The 18,853-nt window shown below is 70.4% G+C and carries 19 protein-coding genes; 16 read left to right on the top strand and 3 right to left on the bottom strand.

Annotated elements, in window-relative coordinates; translation table 11 throughout:
- The coding region (locus L2I40_RS02585) for a nicotinate phosphoribosyltransferase (protein ID WP_237213298.1) at positions 1 to 1,235 on the bottom strand (1,235 nt) is incomplete at its 3' end.
- A 61-nt stretch (positions 1,236 to 1,296) separates the two neighbouring features.
- Between L2I40_RS02585 and L2I40_RS02580 the strand changes: the two genes are divergently transcribed.
- Complete coding sequence (locus L2I40_RS02580; protein ID WP_237213297.1) at positions 1,297 to 2,271, top strand: ribose-phosphate diphosphokinase; 975 nt, start codon at positions 1,297 to 1,299, stop codon at positions 2,269 to 2,271.
- Here the strand turns inward: L2I40_RS02580 and L2I40_RS02575 are convergent.
- Positions 2,240 to 3,289 carry a hypothetical protein gene (locus L2I40_RS02575; RefSeq protein WP_237213296.1) on the bottom strand — a complete coding sequence of 350 codons (1,050 nt, stop codon included), beginning with the start codon at positions 3,287 to 3,289 and terminating at the stop codon, positions 2,240 to 2,242. The two genes, L2I40_RS02580 and L2I40_RS02575, sit on opposite strands and share 32 nt — an antisense overlap.
- 166 nt (positions 3,290 to 3,455) lie before the next feature.
- Between L2I40_RS02575 and L2I40_RS02570 the strand changes: the two genes are divergently transcribed.
- The 14 genes from L2I40_RS02570 to L2I40_RS02505 all read left to right on the top strand — a co-directional run bounded on the left by L2I40_RS02570 (position 3,456) and on the right by L2I40_RS02505 (position 16,927).
- A complete protein-coding gene (locus tag L2I40_RS02570) occupies positions 3,456 to 3,740 on the top strand; it encodes a hypothetical protein (RefSeq protein WP_237213295.1) in 285 nt (94 codons plus the stop codon).
- Entirely contained in the window at positions 3,716 to 3,928 is a 213-nt protein-coding gene (locus tag L2I40_RS02565; RefSeq protein WP_372490990.1) for a universal stress protein, read from the top strand. Before L2I40_RS02570 ends, L2I40_RS02565 begins: the two co-directional genes overlap by 25 nt.
- 97 nt (positions 3,929 to 4,025) lie before the next feature.
- On the top strand, positions 4,026 to 4,700 hold the full coding sequence (locus L2I40_RS02560; RefSeq protein ID WP_237213293.1) for a dienelactone hydrolase family protein: 675 nt from the start codon (positions 4,026 to 4,028) through the stop codon (positions 4,698 to 4,700).
- The gene (locus L2I40_RS02555) at positions 4,687 to 5,364 is read left to right on the top strand and encodes a phosphoribosyltransferase (protein WP_272910924.1); all 678 of its coding nucleotides are present in this window, start codon (positions 4,687 to 4,689) and stop codon (positions 5,362 to 5,364) included. The genes L2I40_RS02560 and L2I40_RS02555 overlap by 14 nt, the downstream gene beginning before the upstream one ends.
- 225 nt (positions 5,365 to 5,589) lie before the next feature.
- The gene (locus L2I40_RS02550) at positions 5,590 to 6,012 is read left to right on the top strand and encodes a CBS domain-containing protein (protein WP_237213290.1); all 423 of its coding nucleotides are present in this window, start codon (positions 5,590 to 5,592) and stop codon (positions 6,010 to 6,012) included.
- Complete coding sequence (locus L2I40_RS02545) at positions 6,009 to 6,917, top strand: cation transporting ATPase C-terminal domain-containing protein (RefSeq protein WP_237213288.1); 909 nt, start codon at positions 6,009 to 6,011, stop codon at positions 6,915 to 6,917. The genes L2I40_RS02550 and L2I40_RS02545 overlap by 4 nt, the downstream gene beginning before the upstream one ends.
- Positions 6,914 to 9,301, top strand: a complete 2,388-nt coding sequence (locus L2I40_RS02540; protein WP_237213287.1) for a recombinase — start codon at positions 6,914 to 6,916, stop codon at positions 9,299 to 9,301. Before L2I40_RS02545 ends, L2I40_RS02540 begins: the two co-directional genes overlap by 4 nt.
- 172 nt (positions 9,302 to 9,473) lie before the next feature.
- Positions 9,474 to 10,025, top strand: a complete 552-nt coding sequence (locus tag L2I40_RS02535) for an Hsp20/alpha crystallin family protein (protein WP_237213286.1) — start codon at positions 9,474 to 9,476, stop codon at positions 10,023 to 10,025.
- A 44-nt stretch (positions 10,026 to 10,069) separates the two neighbouring features.
- Positions 10,070 to 11,698 carry a chaperonin GroEL gene (gene groL, locus L2I40_RS02530; protein WP_237213285.1) on the top strand — a complete coding sequence of 543 codons (1,629 nt, stop codon included), beginning with the start codon at positions 10,070 to 10,072 and terminating at the stop codon, positions 11,696 to 11,698.
- A 109-nt stretch (positions 11,699 to 11,807) separates the two neighbouring features.
- Positions 11,808 to 13,559, top strand: a complete 1,752-nt coding sequence (gene acsA, locus L2I40_RS02525; protein WP_237213284.1) for an acetate--CoA ligase — start codon at positions 11,808 to 11,810, stop codon at positions 13,557 to 13,559.
- A complete protein-coding gene (gene pdhA, locus L2I40_RS02520) occupies positions 13,556 to 14,542 on the top strand; it encodes a pyruvate dehydrogenase (acetyl-transferring) E1 component subunit alpha (protein WP_237213283.1) in 987 nt (328 codons plus the stop codon). The genes acsA and pdhA overlap by 4 nt, the downstream gene beginning before the upstream one ends.
- Positions 14,539 to 15,534 carry an alpha-ketoacid dehydrogenase subunit beta gene (locus L2I40_RS02515; protein WP_237213282.1) on the top strand — a complete coding sequence of 332 codons (996 nt, stop codon included), beginning with the start codon at positions 14,539 to 14,541 and terminating at the stop codon, positions 15,532 to 15,534. The genes pdhA and L2I40_RS02515 overlap by 4 nt, the downstream gene beginning before the upstream one ends.
- On the top strand, positions 15,531 to 16,685 hold the full coding sequence (locus L2I40_RS02510) for a dihydrolipoamide acetyltransferase family protein (protein ID WP_237213281.1): 1,155 nt from the start codon (positions 15,531 to 15,533) through the stop codon (positions 16,683 to 16,685). The genes L2I40_RS02515 and L2I40_RS02510 overlap by 4 nt, the downstream gene beginning before the upstream one ends.
- Positions 16,682 to 16,927 (top strand): acyl carrier protein, encoded by a 246-nt coding sequence (locus L2I40_RS02505; protein WP_237213280.1) that lies wholly within the window; start codon positions 16,682 to 16,684, stop codon positions 16,925 to 16,927. The genes L2I40_RS02510 and L2I40_RS02505 overlap by 4 nt, the downstream gene beginning before the upstream one ends.
- A gap of 59 nt (positions 16,928 to 16,986) precedes the next feature.
- Here L2I40_RS02505 and L2I40_RS02500 read toward each other — a convergent pair whose 3' ends face one another.
- On the bottom strand, positions 16,987 to 17,724 hold the full coding sequence (locus L2I40_RS02500; RefSeq protein WP_237213279.1) for a DUF5765 domain-containing protein: 738 nt from the start codon (positions 17,722 to 17,724) through the stop codon (positions 16,987 to 16,989).
- Between the two features lie 411 nt (positions 17,725 to 18,135).
- Between L2I40_RS02500 and L2I40_RS02495 the strand changes: the two genes are divergently transcribed.
- Positions 18,136 to 18,693 (top strand): HPF/RaiA family ribosome-associated protein, encoded by a 558-nt coding sequence (locus L2I40_RS02495; RefSeq protein ID WP_237213278.1) that lies wholly within the window; start codon positions 18,136 to 18,138, stop codon positions 18,691 to 18,693.
- The last annotated feature ends 160 nt before the right edge of the window (positions 18,694 to 18,853 follow it).

Here is an 18,853-nt window from a genome sequence, read left to right as displayed (position 1 = left end):
AGTTCTGCTGCGGCGAGGTCGCGTGCCGCGCCGAGCGACGGCCGCGCGCGCAGGCGGCGTCCGTCCCGCATAACCGGCTGCAGCAGCGGCCTGCCCGCGAGGCGCTCCTCGCCGCGGGCGATGGCGTCGTCGGCCGCGAGGCCGTCCTCTATCCGGCGGAACACCTGTTTCCGGCCCGGCAGGATGCGCTTGCCGGACGAGAGCTTCGTCCGCCCGATGCCGGCGTAGCTCGTGAGCTTGTAGGCCAGATCGAGCGCCGGCGCGTCGCCCGAGACGCTCATCTCGGTCCCGACGCCGAAGGCGTCGATCGGCGCGCCGGCCTCCAGCAGCGCGCTGATCCTTCCCTCATCGAGCCCGCCGCTCGCGAAGATCTGCACCTGCCGCAGCCCTGCCGCATCCAGGATCGCCCGTGCCTCCCGCGCCAGCGCCAGCAGGTCGCCGGAGTCGAGCCGCACGCCCCGGATGCGGAACGCATCGCCCAGCTCCCGCGCCAGCGCCACGACGCGGCGGACGCCCTCGGCGGTGTCGTAGGTGTCCACCAGCAGGACCGTCTCGGGATGGAGACGCGCGAAGGCGCGGAACGCCTCCGCCTCGCTGTCGAAGGCCTGCACGAAGCTGTGCGCCATCGTGCCGGCGACCGGGATGCCGTAGCGGGCGCCGGCGAGCAGGTCGGACGTCGCGGCCACGCCGGCGATGTGGAAGGCCCGCGACCCGGCCACCGCGGCGTCGATCCCCTGGGCGCGGCGCGAGCCGAAATCCACCACCGGCCGTCCTGCCGCCGCCGTGACGACGCGCGACGCCTTCGAGGCGAGGGTCGTCTGCAGCCCCACCACGTTCATCGCGAGCGTCTCGATCATCTGCGCCGCGGCGATCGGCGCCACGACCTCGAGCAGCGGCTCCTCGGCGAAAACCGGCGTGCCCTCGGGCATGGCGTGGAGGGCGCCGGAGAAACGGAACCCGGCGAGCCAGTTCAGGAACGCCTCCGGAAACTCCCCCAGCGAGCGGAGGTAATCGAGGCTGTCCGTCCGAAAGCGCAGCGCCGCGAGCGTGTCGAGCAGGTCTTCGACCCCGCAGGCGAGCAGGTAGTTGCGCGTCGGCGGCAGCCGCCGGACGAAGAGGCTGAAGACCGCCTCGGCCTGCATCCCGAGCTCGTGATAGGCGCGGGCCATGCGCAGCTCGTAGAGGTCGGCGAACAATTCGATCTGCGGCGACGCGGCGGACAGGCCGGGCGGCATGGCCTCCATTCCCCTGGTGGCGCGTTGGCCCATCTTCTGACTGTGCCGCGGGGAGCTTGCCATGCACGTGTTCGCGCTCGGCGACAGCCGCCCATTCGGTGAGCGTGTCGCCGCGGCACTCGGCATCGCGCTCACGGCTCATGAGGAACGCGAGTTCGAGGATGGGGAGCACAAGGCGCGGCCGCTGGCGGAGGTCCGCGGGGCCGACGTCTACGTGCTGCACTCGCTGCATGGCGGCCCGGCGGCGAGCCCGAACGACAAGCTCTGCCGGCTGCTGTTCTTCCTCGGCGCCATCCGCGATGCAGGTGCGGCGCGCGTGACGGCGGTGATCCCGTACCTCGCTTATGCGCGCAAGGACCGGCGCACCAAGGCCTACGATCCGGTCACAACGCGCTATGTGGCTCAGCTTCTGGAAGCGCTGGGCACGGATGCGGTGGTCACGCTCGAGGTGCACAACATTGTCGCCTTTCAGAATGCCTTCCGTTGCCGCACTGTCCATCTCGACGGTCGCGCGCTGTTCGCGCCGCGGCTCGCCGACTTGGACGGCCCGCTGGTCGTCGCTTCACCCGATCCGGGCGGCGTCAAGCGCGCGCAGCTCTTCCGCGAGCTTCTGGAGCGGCGGCTCGGCCGCGCGGTCGGCGGCGCCTTCATGGAGAAGCGGCGCAGTGCCGGTGTGGTCACCGGCGATCTGCTGGTCGGCGAGGTCGGCGGCGCCACCGTCGTCGTGGTGGACGACCTGATCGCAAGCGGCGGCACTATGACGCGCGCCGCGGAGGCCTGCCTGGCGCAGGGCGCGTCGCGGGTGATCGCGGTGGCAGGGCATGGGCTATTCACCGGGCGCGCCGCGGAGGCGATCGGCTCGCCTGCGCTGGACCGGGTTCTCGTCTCCGACAGCGTGCCGCCCTTCCGGCTGCCGCCGGCGCTGGTCGGATCGCGGGTCGAGGTGGTCGGCGCCGCCGCGCTCTTCGCCGAGGCGATCCGGCGGCTGCACGAGGGAGGCTCCGTCACCGACCTCGTGGAAGGCGGCGCAGCCTAACGCAAGCCGCCGCAGCTGCCGCCAGGTAGCGCCGGGCGCGCGGCTGCCATTTCGCCGGATCGCGCGGCTCCGGCTCCTGCAGATGCGCGAGCGACAGCCGCGCACGCAGGCAGGCGCGGTAGGCGGTGTAGAAGGCAAAGAGCCGCGCGGGCGGCCGCCGGCCGAGCGCGACCGCGGCGCGGCGCAGGAAGATCCCGCCAGCCCAGGCGCCACCCAGCAACCGGCATTCCATCGCCAGAAAGGCGATCTCCTCGAAGGGGTCGAGTAGGCGCAATGCGCGGTTGAATTCCAGGCAGTCGATCACCGCTGGTGGTTCGCCGAGGAAGACATGCTCGGGGCGGAGGTCGCCATGACCCTCTACGACGTCGCCCGACCGCAGCGGCGCAAGCAGGAGCCCGGCCTCCTCCGCCAGGAAGATGTCCAGCGTGGCGATCACCGCGGCGGGCGCCTCGTCCGGCAGCCCGTAGGCGCCGTCATGAAGGACATGACGGCTCAGCGCGAGTTCGTGGCGGAACCGCTCGAGATAGGCGGCCTCCGCCACCGGTTCGGGCGCAGCGGAGGTGTAGAAGGCCGCGACGTGCCCGGCTGCCCGGGTGACGGCATCACGCGTGGCCGTGCCTTGTTCCAGTGCGGCATCGAGCATCAGCGCGGTCGGCAGGCGTCGCATCCTGACGAGCCAGTCCACGACCTGGCCCATGCCGCCGATGCCGAGCGTCCCGTCCGCGCGACGCAGCAGCGGCACGACGTCGAGGTAGACCCCGGGCGCGAGGCGGCGGTTCAGACGGACCTCCTCCTCGCAGAAGCGGCGGCGCTCCTCGGGCGCGCGGTAGTCCAGGAACGGATAGCGCACCGGCTTCTTCAGCTTCCAAGCGAAGCCATCGGCGAGGAAGACCCAGGACATGTGGGTCTCGCGCGCCTCGACCTCGCGGCACGCGTGCGGGTAGGACACGGGCGAGTGAAGGAAGGCGACCTTCTCCTCGAGTTCGGCGACGGCGTCTGAAGTCTTTGGGCGATTCACGGCCGATGGGCTGCCTTGTTTCTTGGTCGATCTCGGCGGTCGCGCCGCACCGCGTGATCATCGAGGTCAGGCGCCACCGCCGTCGATGCCCTAGAATGGACCCGGAAGGCAGCGGCGCGCACGTCCGCGCGCCGGCGCCGCGCACCGAAGTCGGTGGGAGGCAGCCATGCGGATCAGGGACAGCCTCGTCCACCTCGACACGGAGGAGCAGGGGAACCGCCTCCGGCTTGCCGCTGGTCTCGTGCGACGGCACGGGGCCCACCTGACGGGGCTGCACGTGTACGACGTCCTGCTGCCTCTGCTCGTCGGGGATTCCAGCAGCGGCAGCAGCGGCGCCGTCCTGCTTGTCGAGATGCTGGAACGCATGCGGCAAGACGCGATCGCGGTGTCCGGTGGCGTGGAAGCGGCGTTCCGGGAGCCGCGGACATCGCGCGGCACGAACTCCGGGTGACGGTCGAGCCGAGAGACGCGGCCGAAATCAGCGCGGGCGACGTCATCCTCAACAGTGCCGCGGAATGCTCTTCGGACCTCATCGTCGTCGGAGCTTACGGCCATTCGCGCATCCGTGAGCTGATGCGGGGCGGGGTGACGCGCACGCTGCTCTGCCAGATGACCGTACCGGTGCTGATGTCGCACTGAGGCAGCCGCGAGCTGCGCTTGAGCCCGGTAGGAGCCGGCGTCCTTGAGCAATCGACCCACCCGGCCGCGCCGGGCAGACCAGCAGAGGAAAAGCCCGATGAGCAACACAGAGCCTGCCGGCAAACACGCCGAGAACGTCGCGATTCCGCCTGGGCTGGAAGGCACGATCGAACTCCCGGCGCGCGCGGAGGCCCTCGTCCTGTTTGCTCATGGCAGCGGCTCCGGGCGGCTCAGCTCGCGCAATCGGCAGGTCGCGGCCGCGCTGAACCACGGTGGCCTAGCGACGCTGCTTTTCGACCTGCTGACCGAGGAGGAGGCGGCGGACCGGCGCAAGGTGTTCGACATCGGCCTGCTCGCGCAGCGGCTCGGGGCCGCGATGGAGTTCATCGCCGGCCATCCGGCAACCGCGGATCTCCCGCTCGGCCTGTTCGGCGCCAGCACCGGCGCCGCGGCGGCGCTCGTCGCGGCCGCCGCGCATCCGGTGGACGTCGGTGCCGTCGTCTTGCGCGGCGGGCGGCCCGACCTGGCCGGGGAGGCGAGCCTCGGGCGGGTTGCGGCGCCCACGCTCCTGATCGTCGGTGAGGAGGACCGCGAGGTTCTGGAACTCAACGCCCAGGCCCGCAGCCGAATGACCTGCCCGACCGAGCTGGCGATAGTGCCCGGTGCGGGCCACCTGTTCGAGGAGCCAGGCGCGCTGGAGCATGTCGGACGGCTCGCCGCTGCCTGGTTCCAGCGCTGGCTTGCGCCCGAGGGTAGCCATGTTCCGGTCTGAGCCCACGCGGTTCGCCGACCGCTCCGAGGCGGGCCGCCTCCTGGCAGAGCGGGTGAAGGCCCTGCGGCTGCGGGATCCGGTCGTCTACGCGCTGCCGCGGGGCGGCGTGCCCGTCGCCGTCGAAGTGGCGGCTGCCCTCGGTGCACCACTCGATCTCGTGCTCGTCCGCAAGATCGGTGCTCCGGGCCAGCCTGAGCTGGCGATCGGCGCCATCGTCGACGGCGACACGCCGGAGGTCGTGCTCAACGCGGACATCGTCGCGGCGACCGGCGCGTCCGAGGCCTTCATCGCCGCCGCGCGGCGCCGCGAACTCGCGGAGATCGAGAGGCGGCGTGCGCGCTACCTGGCGGGACGCGTGCCGGTCGATCCTGCAGGCTGGACGGCAGTGGTGGTCGATGATGGCCTCGCCACGGGCGCCTCAGCACGGGCGGCGCTCCACGCGCTGCGGCGGCGTGGTGCCGCGCGGCTCGTGCTCGCCGTGCCGGTCGCACCGCCCGGGACGCTGGAGGCGCTCCGCAGCGATGCAGATGACACCGTCTGCCTTGTCGAGGCACAGCTGTTCTTCGGCATCGGGGCCTTCTATCGCGACTTCCATCAGCTGACCGATGAAGAGGTCATCGCAGCAATCGTGGGCCTCCAGCGGCCTGCGGCCCAGCACGGGTGAGGCCTCGTGCTGCACGCGACGCGCGGAACGTGGCGTGCAGCATCGGATGCGCCCCTGGCAGCCTTATTCGCCCGATCAAAACGTCGAGGGCACTCGCACGGTGAGAGGGGTGCCGGGCGCAGACTTGATCCGCAGCATCGCTGCCCGGGGCGTACCGGGCCGAGATGGCCGAGCCCGGCGGGCCGCCTGAGGCAGAGGCTGGAGAAGGCGACGAGGAGGACTGCCATGCGCGAACGGACCATGGCCGAGATCATCCGGGATCAGCATCCGCTTTCGATGCGGCCGGATGCGACCGTCGCCGACGCCTGCGCCGCGATGCATGGGCGCCGGGTGGGCGCCGTGCTGGTGACCGAGCCGGGCGGGCGCCTGGCCGGCATCTTCACGGGGCGCGACGCAGTGCGCTGCCTCGCGGAGGGATGCGATGCGCGCCACACGAAGCTGCGCAAGGTGATGACGGCGAACCCGGTGACGCTGGCGCCCGAGCAATCGGCGATGGAGGCGCTTCGCCTTCTCGACAATTGCGGCTTCCGGCACCTGCCGATCTGCCGCGACGGGAAGGTGGTCGGCATCGTCTCACGCTACGACTTCCGTGCCATGGAGCATGCGCGCCTCGACGAGGAGACGGGTTTCTTCGAGGTCCTGCGGTGAGCGCCCGGCAGCAGCGCCTCGCCGCAGCAGACCGCCGCGGATCGCCGCGGGAGCGCTACGACCGCGACGACGAGACGGACCTCGTGTTCCGGGGCTTCCTGCTGTTCCTCGATCCGCCGAAGCGCGACGCCCGCGCGCGCCGTCCGCGACCTGGCCTCCCGCGGCATCGTCGTGAAGGTCGTGACGACAACCGGCATGTCGCCGGGCATCTGGCCCGCGCGGTCGGCCTCGACCCGCCCGCGATGCTCACCGGCGCGGCGCTTGCGGCGATGCGCGACGAGGCTCTTTGGCATGTCGCGCCACGCACCGACCTGTTCGTCGAGATCGACCCGCAGCAGAAGGAGCGGATCGTGCGCGCGCTGCAGCGCACGGGCTTCCTGCCGCTGCTGCCGAAGCAGATCCTCCTCAACAACTTCCTTTCCGACCTGCCGATGATGGCCGTGGCCGCGGATGCCATGGACCCCGAGCATGGCGACCGCCCGCAGCGCTGGGACATGGCTGAGGTGCAGCGCTTCATGCTGGGGTTCGGCCTGCTGAGCTCGACCTTCGACGTGCTCACCGTCGGCCTGCTGCTCTGGCTGTTCGGAGCGGGCGCCAGCGAGTTCCAGACGGGTTGGTTCCTGGTCTCCCTGCTCAGCGAGGTTGCCGTTGTCCTCGTCCTGCGCACGCGTCGGCCGGCCTGGACCAGCCGCCCCGGCCGGCTCCTGCTCATCAGCACGATCGCGGTCGGGTCAGCAGCGCTGCTCCTGCCTTACCTGGGCGCGCTCTCGGCCGCCGTCGGCTTCGTGCCGCCGTCCGGGCGGCAGCTCCTCGCCTTGATGGCGATCGTCGCGGCCTATCTCGCCGCGACGGAGTGGACGAAGCGACGCTTCTGGGCGCAGCCGCGCGGCGGAGGCGGGATGTGAGCCGGGCGCGACCGGACACGCTTCCCGGCGCGAGCTTCGGGGAGGCACCGGCGCCGCCGCGCATGCCGGAGCGCGGCATGGGGCTTGCCGTCGCCCGCCGGACCGTCTTCCGTCCAGAGGATCGGGAGGATTGGGGCCACGTCGCGGACAGGGTCGCGGCGGGCAACGTCTCGCTCCTCGGTGGTCGCGCCGATGCGGCGGCGACAGAATGCGCGCGCCTGCGCAACGCGATCGCGTCCGGCGCGCTGCTGACTTCGGGGCGGCACCTGCAGCACGGCGATCCGGGCCAGGCCGGGCGCAACATCGAGTTGTTCACGAACTGCGCGACCGCGATCACCTCCTTCGCGAAGTTCTACCTGCTGCTCAACGGCAGCGGCGTCGGCCGCAGCTATGATGACGAACTGGTTGTCGTGGATTGGGCGGACGGTCCAGCGCTGCTGCTGCACCTGTCGCCATCCCACCCGGACTACCCGCGTGACTCGCCCGGCCTGACGCGCTTCGCGCGCGACTTCGGCGTCGCGTCCGTCGATGAGCCGGGGGTCCGCGCCGCGCTCGATGCCGAGATCCTATGCGATCAAAAGCTTGCTCCGCCGGATGCAATCCACCACGAGGTCGAGGACAGCCGCGAGGGATGGGCCAAGGCGGTCGAGATCCTGGAGTCGATGGCGTTCCGTGGCGAACGCCAGCGCACGCTGTTGCTCGACCTCTCCGCCATCCGGCCGCGCGGCACGCCGATACGCGGCATGCAGGGCCGGCCGGCGCCGGGCCCGCTCTCCCTGCTGCGGGGCCTCGCGCGGCTGCGACGCCAGGTGATCGAGGCCGCCCGGCGGCGGGACCCGGGAGGCGGGGCCATGCAGCCCTGGGAACAGGCGCTGCTCGCCGACCATCTGCTGTCGGTCGAGGTGCAGGGCGGCGGCGCGCGGCGAGCGGCGCGCATGGCAACCAAAAGCTGGCGCGACCCCGGCGCGCTGCGCTTCGTGCAGCTGGCGGCCGAAGGCGTACTCTGGACGGCGAACCACTCGCTCATGGTGGACCGGGAGTTCTGGCATCACGTCGCCCGCGGCCGTGCCGGCGAGGCCCTGGACGATCCCTGGACCCATCATGCCCGCGCCGTGTTCGAGGCCGCGACGCGCTCGGCCCATGCCACCGGCGAGCCCGGCTTCCTCAATGCGGACCTGCTGGAAGACCACCGCTCCGGCTCCGCCTGGCGCAAGCCGGTCTGCGACGATGGCAGCGACCTCCGCAGCCGCCGCTACAGTGCGGAGCAGGCAGTCGGCCTGCTCGGCGAGCTCTCGCGGCGGGCTGCTCGCGCCCGCTTTCCTGCGACCACCAACCCCTGCGGCGAGGTCGTGCTGCACGTCACGGGCGGCTACTGCGTGGTCGGGGACTTCGCGCCGCTGCTCGCTTGCCCGTTGCCCTTCGAGGCGGTGACGCCTGGCGCGCTGGATCACGCGACGGCCGCGCTGTGGGATGCACGCGTCGAGGATGCGGTGCGCCTCGGCGTGCGGTTCCTGGTCCGCGTCAACCTGATGGATGCGCTTTATGCGCGCGAGGTCCGGCGCACGAACCGCATCGGGATTGGCCCCACGGGTCTGCACGAATGGGCGTGGCTGCGCTTCGGCCTGGGCTTCCGCGACCTTCTGGATGAGGCTGGTCGGGCGGGGCCCTTCTGGGCCGCGCTGGCGCACTTGTCGGACATCGTGAAGTCGGAGGCAACGGCCTATGCGGCGAAGCTCGGCCTCGTGCCGCCGCTGACGGTCACCACCGTCAAGCCGGCCGGCACCACGGCCAAGCTGTTCGGTCTCACCGAAGGCGCGCACCTGCCGGCACGCAGGCAGTATCTCCGCTGGGTGCAGTTCCGCGGCGAGCGCGAGCCGGGCGGCGGCTGGCGGGCCGGCAGCGACCCGCTTCTCGGGGACTACGAGGCGCGCGGCTACCCCATCCGCACGCTGTCAAGCTTTCCGGGCATGAGCGTCGTGGGCTTCCCGACGCTGCCGCTCTTCCTGCGACTCGGCATCGGGGATCGTCTGGTCACCGCGCCGGAGGCGACGCCAGCGGAGCACTTCGCCTGGCTGCGCCTGCTGGAACGGCACTGGATCGGCGCCGAACGCGGCAACCAGGTCAGCTATACGCTCAAGCTGCGCACCGACCTCCACGACCTGGAAGCATTCCGATCCATCCTGCTCGCGCACCAACCAACGGTCCGAGGCTGCGCCGTGCTGCCGGTGAGGTCTGGCGGGGAGACCGGGCACGAATACCTGCCGGAAGAGGATGTGGGCGAGGCCCGCTTCCAGGCACTCCTCGCCGGCATTCGCGACGTGGGATTGCACGAGGCGGTGGACCCGAAACGCCTCGCCTGCGAGCGCACACCGGGCGCAGGCTGAGGGGCGCTGCCAGGCGCGCCGACCTCACATCCCTTCTCCGTGATGTCGCGCTGGCCCCGTGCTTGACCTGAGTCAAAACGCCGCAGGTCATTCTAGAATTAGCTGCCGGCGGAGGGCGCCCCGTGCGGCGCTGCGCACACGCTCTCTGCACAGCGGAAGGAGGATGCGCGTCATGAACGACACCCAAGGCGTCGCGAAGGCGGAGCAGAAGGCTCCGCAGGCCGGCAGTGTGCGACCGGAGAGCCTCTGGCAGCCCTTTGCCGCGCTGCGGAACGAGGTGGATCGGCTGTTCGACAGCTTCTGGCGCGGAGTTGGAACAGGCGGCACGACACGCCGCGGTGAGGCCGAGCCGCAGCCACTCTGGCGGTTCGACAGCAGCTTTGGTCTCGCGGTCCCGGCCATCGACGTGGTCGAGGCGGAGAAGGAGTTCCGGATCACGGCGGAGCTGCCCGGCCTGGATGCCAGCAACGTCGAGCTCGCCGTCTCCGGCGACGTGCTGACGATCAAGGGCGAGAAGAAGGACGAGCGCGAGGAGAAGACCGACAACTATCATCTCTCGGAGCGCCGCTTCGGCTCCTTCCGTCGCTCCTTCCAGCTTCCCCGGGGCGTGAACCGCGACCGCGTCGAGGCGAGCTTCGACAAGGGCGTTCTGACCGTGACGCTTCCGAAGACAGAAGAGGCGGCGGCGCAGCAACGCAAGATCGAGATCAGGCAGGGCTCGTGACGGTCCGGCGCCGGACCGCTGGCCCGAGCTGAACGGAGGCAGACGTGCCAGCCAAGCAGGTGCTGTTCCGTTCCGTCGCGCGGGAGAAGATCCTGCGTGGCGCTGGGGCCCTGACGGACGCCATCCGGGTGACGCTCGGTCCGCGCTCCAAATCCGTGCTGATCCAGAAGCGCTGGGGTTCGCCGATCGTCTGCAACGACGGCGTGACCATCGCGAAGGAGTTCGAGCTGAAGGACGCCGAGGAAAATCTCGGTGCCCAGATGCTGCGCCAGGCCGCCGAGCGGACTGGCGATGCGGTGGGTGATGGCACCAGCACCGCCACGGTGCTCGCCCATGCGATCCTGGCCGATGGCATCCGAAACGTTGTCGCCGGGGCGAGCGCCGTGGACATCAAGCGCGGGCTGGATCGGGCGACGCATGCGGCCGTTGGTGCGCTGCGGCACCTGTCACGCCCCGTCGGAACACGCCACGAGAAGGCCCAGATTGCCACCATCGCCGCCCACAACGATGTCGCGATCGGCGAGCTGGTCGCCGACGCCATGGAGCGGGTCGGCAATGAGGGCGTGATCACGGTGGAGGAGTCGAAGACCACCGAGACCACACTCGACGTGGTGGAGGGCATGCGGTTCGACCGCGGCTATCTCTCACCCTACTTCATCACGAGCGCAGAGCGGATGGAGGCGGAGCTGGAGGACGCCATTGTCCTGCTGGCGGATCAGAGGATCCGCAATCTGAACGATGTGCTGCCGCTGCTCGACCAGGTGGTGAAGGCGGGACGCCCGCTGCTGGTGGTGGCGGAGGATGTGGAGGCCGAGGCGCTGGCGACGCTGATCGTCAACCAGCTCCGTGGCGGGCTGAAGAGCTGCGCCGTGAAGGCGCCCGGCTTCGGCGATCGCCGCAAATCCATGCTGCAGGATATGGCGGTGCTGACGGGTGGGATGGTCATCGCCGAGGAGATCGGTCTGAAGCTTGAGTCCGCGCGCCTGCCTCAGCTCGGCCGCGCGAAGCGCGTGGTTGTGGACAAAGAGAACACGACCATCATCGGCGGCGGCGGTGAGCGTTCCGCAATCGAGGCACGCATCCGGGAGATCCGCCGCGAGATCGAGAAGGCAACGAACGACTACGACCGGGAGAAGCTCCAGGAGCGTCTGGCCAAGCTCTCCGGCGGCGTGGCGGTGATCCGCGTCGGCGCCCCGGCGGAAGCCGAGATGAAGGCAAGGAAGGAGGCACTGGACGACGCAATCAGCGCCACGAAGGCGGCGGTGGCCGAGGGCATCGTGCCGGGCGGCGGCTTGGCCTTGCTGCGCTGCGTCGACGCCGTCGCGGCGGAGGAGCAGAGCTGCGCGGGCGACGAGCGAACCGGGGTGCAGGTCCTGAAGCGTGCGCTCGAGTCGCCGACGCGGCAGATCGCGGAGAACTCTGCCGCCGATGGCGGCGTGGTGGTGGCGCGCATGATGGAGGGCACCGGCAATCACGGCTTCGACGCTGCGCGCAAGGCGTACGTGGACCTCGTGGAGGCCGGCATCATCGACCCCACCAAGGTGCTGCGGGTGGCGCTGGAAAACGCCGTCTCGGCGGCCAGCATCCTGCTGCTGACCGAGGCGACGATGACCGAGCTGCCCGAACCCAGGAAGGAGCATGCCGCCCCGGCGGAGGGTGAGATGGCGCTGTAGGTGCTCGGCACCGCACGCCCGGCGTGCCGGTGGTGCAGGAGGAAGCGACATGGTCGAGCTTCGGTCAGCGTCCATCGGCAGCCCTGGCCCGCTGGGTGGCTATCCACGCGTGAGCAAGGCCGGCGCCGTGCACCGCGTGCCACCGAACCTCGCCGACTACGACACGGCGCGGCGCGACTTCAGCTGGGAGACGGCGCGTGCGCTGCTCGACGGTCTGCCTGGCGGGCGCGGCCTCAACATCGCCCATGAGGCGGTGGATCGCCACGCAGCCGGGCCGCAAGCCGACCGCGTCGCGCTCCGCTGGATCGGCCGCGCAGAGGAGAGGGCCTTCACCTGGCGGGAGCTGCGGGACGCGACCAACCGGGTCGCCAACGCCCTCCGCAGGCTCGGGGTGGGCGACGGTGCGCGGGTCTTCGTGCTCGCCGGGCGGATCCCTGAGCTCTACCTGACGGTTCTCGGCGCGCTGAAGGCGCGTTGCGTGGTCTGCCCTATGTTCTCCGCCTTCGGGCCGGAGCCGATCGCAACAAGGCTGGAAATCGGCGAGGCCGAGGTGCTGGTCACCACCGAGGCGCTCTATCGCCGCAAGGTGGAGGCGCTGCGCCCGCGCCTGCCCGGGCTGCGCCACGTGCTGCTGGTCGGCGAGAGCGGTTCCGCCACTGCAGTGCCTGGCACGCTCGACTGGAACGCGATCGTGGAGGCCGCGAACCCCGATTTCACGATCCCGCCGACCGATCCCGAGGACATGGCGCTGTTGCACTTCACCAGCGGTACCACGGGGCGGCCCAAGGGCGCGGTGCACGTCCACGCCGCCGTCGTGATGCACCACATGACCGGGCGCCATGCGCTCGACCTGCACGCGGACGACGTTTTCTGGTGCACCGCCGATCCTGGCTGGGTCACCGGGACGAGCTACGGGATCATCGCGCCCCTGACCAACGGCGTGACCAACCTCGTCGTCGAGGCGGAGTTCGACGCACAGGCCTGGTACGACGTGCTGGAGCGGGAGCGCGTGAGCGTATGGTACACGGCGCCGACCGCGATCCGCATGATGATGAAGCTCGGCGCTGAACCCTTGAAGGGCCGCGACCTTTCGGCGCTGCGCTTCATGGCGAGCGTGGGGGAGCCGCTGAATCCCGAAGCGGTGCTGTGGGGCGTCGAGGCCTTCGGCATGCCGTTCCACGACAATTGGTGGCAGACCGAAACCGGCGGGATCATGATCGCCAACCTCGCCACCATGGACGTGAAGCCCGGCTCCATGGGTAAGCCCCTGCCGGGGGTGGAGGCGGCGATCATGCGCCGCGAAAACGACGGCCAGATCTCGCAGGTTGCCGCGCCGATGGTGGAGGGCGAACTGGCAATCAAGGCCGGCTGGCCCTCCATGATGCGCGGCTACCTCAAGGAGGATGCGCGCTACCGGAAGTGCTTCGCGGGCGACTGGTACCTGACGGGCGATCTCGCGATGCGCGACGAGGAGGGCTACTTCTGGTTCGTCGGCCGCGCCGACGACGTCATCAAGTCGTCCGGTCACCTCATCGGCCCCTTCGAGGTCGAAAGCGCGTTGATGGAGCACCCGGCCGTGGCGGAGGCCGGCGTCATCGGCAAGCCCGACGCGGTGGCGGGCGAGATCGTCAAGGCCTTCGTCGCGCTCAAGCCGGGTCACGAGGCGAACGAGACGATGAGGCGGGATTTGCTCGGCCATGCGCGCAAGCGGCTCGGTGCCGCAGTGGCGCCGAAGGAGATCGACTTCCGCGCCAACCTGCCCAAGACCCGCAGTGGAAAGATCATGCGACGGCTCCTGAAGGCGCGCGAGCTGGGCCTGCCGGAAGGCGACATCTCGACCCTGGAGAGCGACGAGCGATGACCGCGAAGGTTCATCTCGACCGCGCGCATGGCGTTCACCTGCTGCGCGAGATGCTGCGCATCCGCCGTTTCGAGGAGAAATGCGCGGAACTGTACCAGGCGCAGAAGATCCGCGGCTTCCTGCATCTCTACGACGGTCAGGAGGCGGTCGCGGTCGGCGTGATGCAGGCGCTGGGACCGCAAGACGCGGTCGTCGGCACCTATCGCGAGCACGGCCAGGCCATCGCGCGGGGCATCCCGATGGGTCCGCTCATGGCCGAGATGTTCGGCAAGGTCGAGGGCTGCTGCCGCGGCCGGGGCGGGTCGATGCATATCTTCGACCGCCAGCGACGCTTCATCGGCGGCAATGCGATCGTGGGTGCCGGACTGCCGCTCGCGCTCGGCCTCGCCCTGGCCAACCGCATGCAGGGACGCAAGGCGATGATCGCCTGCTTCTTCGGTGAAGGCGCCGCCGACGAGGGCGAGTTCCACGAGAGCATGAACCTTGCCTCGCTCTGGCGCCTGCCGGTGCTCTTCGTCTGCGAGAACAACCTCTACTCGATGGGCACGCCGGTCGGGATCGCTGAGGCCGAGACCGCCATCTGGCAGAAGGCGGCCGCCTACCGCATGGGCGGCGAGGCGGTGGATGGCATGGACCCGGTGGCGGTCGAAGTCGCGGCGCGCCGCGCAGTGGAGCGCATCCGCGAGGACGGCGTGCCCTGGCTTCTGGAATGCCGGACCTACCGGTTTCGCGCCCATTCGATGTTCGACGCGCAGCTCTACCGGACCAAGGAGGAGGTGGAGAGCTGGCGCAAGCGGGACCCTATCAATCGCCTGCGCGAATGGCTGGAAAAGGCTGGCCATCTCCATCCCGCGGATCTCGAGCGGATCGAGGCGGATGTCGTCGCCGAGATCGCCGAGGCGGTCGCCTTCGCCGAGGCTGGCTCGCCGGAGCCAGTGGAGGAGCTGGAACGCTTCGTCACCATGGATGAGGTGCCGCAATGAGCGGCGTGCCGGCTCGCATCACCTATCGCGAGGCCTGCCGACAGGCGATCCGCGCGGCGATCCTGGCCGATCCTCGCGTCTTCCTCATGGGCGAGGATGTCGGCCGGTACGGCGGCTGCTACGCGGTGACGAAGGGCCTGCTCGAGGAGCTCGGCGAGGAGCGCATCCGTGACACGCCGCTCTCCGAGAGCGCGTTCGTTGGCGCGGGCATCGGCGCCGCCATGGCGGGCATGCGGCCCATCGTCGAGGTGATGACCTGCAACTTCAGCCTGCTCGCGCTCGACCAGATCGTGAACAACGCCGCGACGATCCCGCACATGTCGGGCGGGCAATTCGCGGTCCCGCTCGTCCTCCGCATGGCGACCGGAGCCGGGCGCCAGCTCGCCGCGCAGCACTCGCACAGTCTCGAAGGCTGGTTCGCGCATATCCCGGGCCTTCGCATCCTGGCGCCGGCTACGGTCGAGGATGCGCGCCACATGCTGGCGCCGGCGCTCGCCGATCCGAACCCGGTCCTGATCTTCGAGCACATCATGCTCTACAACATGGAGGGGGAACTGGACCCCGCCGTGCAGGGCGTGGACATCGCGAAGGCGCGCATCCGCCGCCCTGGACGTGATGTCACGCTCATCACCTATGGTGGCAGCCTATTCAAGACGCTTGCCGCCGCCGACGCGCTTGCGGTCGAGGGCATCCAGGCGGAGGTGATCGACCTGCGCGTGCTCCGCCCGCTCGATACGGCCACGATCATCGAGAGCATCACGCGCACGCGGCGCGTGGTGATCGTGGACGAGGGCTGGCGCTCCGGTTCGCTTTCAGCCGAGGTGGCAATGCGCATCGTGGAGGAGGCCTTCTTCGAGCTCGATGCGCCGATCCGGCGCGTCTGCTCGCGCGAGGTGCCGATCCCCTATGCCGCGCATCTCGAACAGGCGGCACTGCCGCAGGCGGAGGCGATCGCCGCCGCAGCCCGGGGTCTGGTGAGGCCCGCGCGGTGACCGAGTTCCGCATGCCTTCGCTCGGCGCGGATATGGAGGCGGGGACGCTGGTCGAGTGGAAGGTGGCGCCCGGCGACCGGGTGCGGCGCGGCGACATCGTCGCGGTGGTGGAGACCCAGAAGGGCGCGATCGAGATCGAGATCTTCGAGGCCGGCGTGGTGCGGGAACTCGCCGTCGCGCCCGGCAGCCGCGTACCGGTCGGGGCGCTCCTCGCGCTGGTGGGCACGGAAGGGGCCATGCAGACCCCTGCACCCGCCGCCGTCGCGCCCATCGGCCCGCAGCCTGCCGTCAGCCTCCCGTCCGCTTCGCCGCCACCCGCGCCCCAGCCGCTCGCCGGTGCTCGCCCTCTGCGCACGACGCCGGCCGCGCGCCGCCGCGCGGGCGCGCTCGGCATCGCACTCGACGGTCTGCGCGGAACGGGCGTGGACGGCGCGATTTGCCTGGCCGACCTGCCGGCCGGGGCGCCACCGCGCCGCGGCGGCTTCGACCCGCTCGGCATGCGCAAGGCCATCGCTGCCGCGATGGGGCGCTCCAAGCGTGAGATCCCGCACTACTACCTCAGCCAGACCGTGGACCTCGCTCCGGCGCTGGAGCGGATCGAGCGGCTGAATGCCGGACGTTCGCCGCCCGAGCGCCTGCTGCCCGCCGCCATCATGCTGCGTGCGGCGGCGCTCGCCGTGGCGGAGACGCCGGAGCTGAACGGCTTCTGGGGCGAGGACGGCTTCCGCCCAGGCGACGGCGTTCATGTGGGCTGGGCGGTTGCGCTGCGCGGCGGCGGCCTCGTCGCGCCGGCCATCCGCCACGCGGACCGCATGCCGCTCGATGCCTTGATGACCGCAATGCGGGATTTGGTAGCGCGGGCGCGCGGCGGCGGTCTGCGCGGGTCCGAGCTGACCGATGCGACGATCACCGTCACCAGCCTCGGCGACCGTGGGGCGGAGAGCGTGCTGCCGATCATCCACCCGCCGCAAGTCGCCATCCTGGGCTTCGGGCGCATCGTGGAGCGGCCCTGGGTGGTCGGCGGTACCGTCGTGCCGCGCCGCGTTGCGACGTTGACGCTCGCGGGCGATCACCGCGCCTCCGACGGCCACCGTGGCGGGTTGCTGCTCGCCCGCATTGACGCGCTGCTGCAGAGACCGGAGACGCTATGACGCGGGACGAAACCGTCGCGCTGGTCGCGGATATCCTGAGCGGCATCGCACCGGAAGCCGATCTCTCGGCGCTACCGGGCGACGCCGACCTGCGTGAGGCGCTCGACCTCGATTCGATGGACATCGTCAATTTCGTCGCCGCCCTGCACGAGCGGACCGGGCGTCCTATCCCCGAAGCGGACACGCCGAAGCTCCTGACCCTGGATGGGGTGGTCGCCTACTTCGAGGCCGATGCGCGTTGAGCCGCTTCGCGGGCGCCACGGGCCGGCATCCGTCCCGAACGGCTTGATGCGAGCCGGCATCAGGCCACGCCGCCGCGCAAACCAGGACCGCACGCTGCCGCGCCGCCGATCTGCCGCCGCAGCCAGGGACTGAACCAGACTGAGACCAGAGCGATCGAGAATAGGCACCACACGGCCGGCATCTCGTATGGATTGTTGGTCAGCAACGCGGCAAGGCCCGGTCCGGCCAGCAGGTGGAACAATGCGAAGCGCCAGGCACCGTAAAGCAGCGGAAGGCCGAAGGCAGCCAGCATGTAGCTCGGGAAGGGCAGCGCGACGTCGGGCGCGAGCCGCAGCGGCGGGATGATGTCCGTGTAGGGGATGGCCCAGCCAAGGTGCCAGGTCCCGCGGAGGGTGCAGAGTGCCTCCCCGCACAACGCCTGCCCCGCGATGCAGCTCCCCGCCCAGGCGAAGGGATAGACCTGCAGCAGCATCGCCACAGCCGACATCCCACAGCCGATCCAGACCGCAACGCGCATCGGCGTCGCCACCCTGCTGGCCGCCAGTGCCATGGCGAAGGCGTTGATGAAGAAGGGCTGGAACGAGATGTGCAGGTAGGAGAGCAGTGCCGAGAGTTGGTTCTCCGGCAGGCCGCAGGCGTCCAGATGCGTGTAGCCCCAGCCCTGTAGCCCCTCCATCAGAGTGAAGTAGGCGAAGGTGGCCGGCACCGCGGCCGGCGCACGGCTATGCAGCGTGACCGCGGTTGCGCCCGCGCCGAGCCCGACCATCGCGATGGTGACGCCCATGGACAAGCACATTGTTCGTCTCCGCGGCCGTGTCTGTAGAGGCCAAACCGGTCAGGGCATCGGCCCATCTACCGATCGTGCCCCGACGAGACGCCGCAGCCCGAGTCGAGCGTACGCCAGGGCGGACCCCGCACGCCGGAAACCCGCGAAGGCCCGAGGCAGCCGCAACCTCCTCTCGGCAGGCGCTTCGCGGCGCAGAGTCCACCGGCGACACACGTCGTGTCTCTTCACGCGTCGTTGATGCTTGCAAGCTGCCAAACGGGGCACCGCGGAATGGATAACTTGAGCTTGCTCAAGGCCGACGCTTGCACAGCGGCTATCGTCGGCAAATCTGCAGCCACGACGTGATGAGGCTTGGTCATCCGGGGTTGCTGCCCCTCCGCGGAGTTGGGGGCTCGTGACCGAACCATGGGGGAGCGCGACATGGCCGTTCCGCTGCAGGTCACCTTCAAGGGCATGGAGTCGTCCCCCGCGCTCGAGGCGCGAATCCGCGAGAAGGCAGCTCGGCTGGGCCGCTTCGAGGGCGACATCCTGCGCTGCCACGTCACCATCGAGGCGCCGCACCACCACCACCGCAAGGGCCGTCTGTTCCGCGCCCGCGTCGAGGTCTTCGTCCCGCGGGGGGATATCGTGGTCACGCGCGAGAGCCCGCAGGATCACGCGCACGAGGATGCCTATGTCGCGGTGCGCGATGCCTTCGACGCCGCGGTGCGACAACTCGAGGATCATGTCCGCAAGCGCGACCACCGGACGACGCCGAACGAGCCCGTGCTTGCACACGGCCGCGTGGCGCGCTTCGTCGCGGGCGAGGAGTACGGGTTCATTGAGACTGGTGACGGGCAGGAAGTCTATTTCCACCGCAACAGTGTCGCTGGCCACGCCTTCGACCGTCTGCGTGTTGGCGACCCGGTTCGCCTCACCGTGACGGAAGGCGAGAAGGGCCCGCAGGCGGGCGTCGTGCACCCGGCCGGCCACGACTGAGGAGGCGACGAAGGGGGCAGCCCATGCCGACAATCATTCTGCTCGCCCAACTCACCCACGCCACGACCGAGACGGACGAGGTTGCGCCGGAGGTGCTCGAGCGGCGTGTTTTGCCGCTCGGACGCGACCGGAACGAACTTCCGGGCCCCAGAAGAATCCT

It is taken from the genome of Falsiroseomonas oryziterrae, assembly GCF_021864505.1.
Taxonomy (GTDB): domain Bacteria; phylum Pseudomonadota; class Alphaproteobacteria; order Acetobacterales; family Acetobacteraceae; genus Falsiroseomonas; species Falsiroseomonas oryziterrae.
Note: the sequence above shows the minus strand (reverse complement) of the source record. Positions and strands in the feature narration are given on the sequence as shown.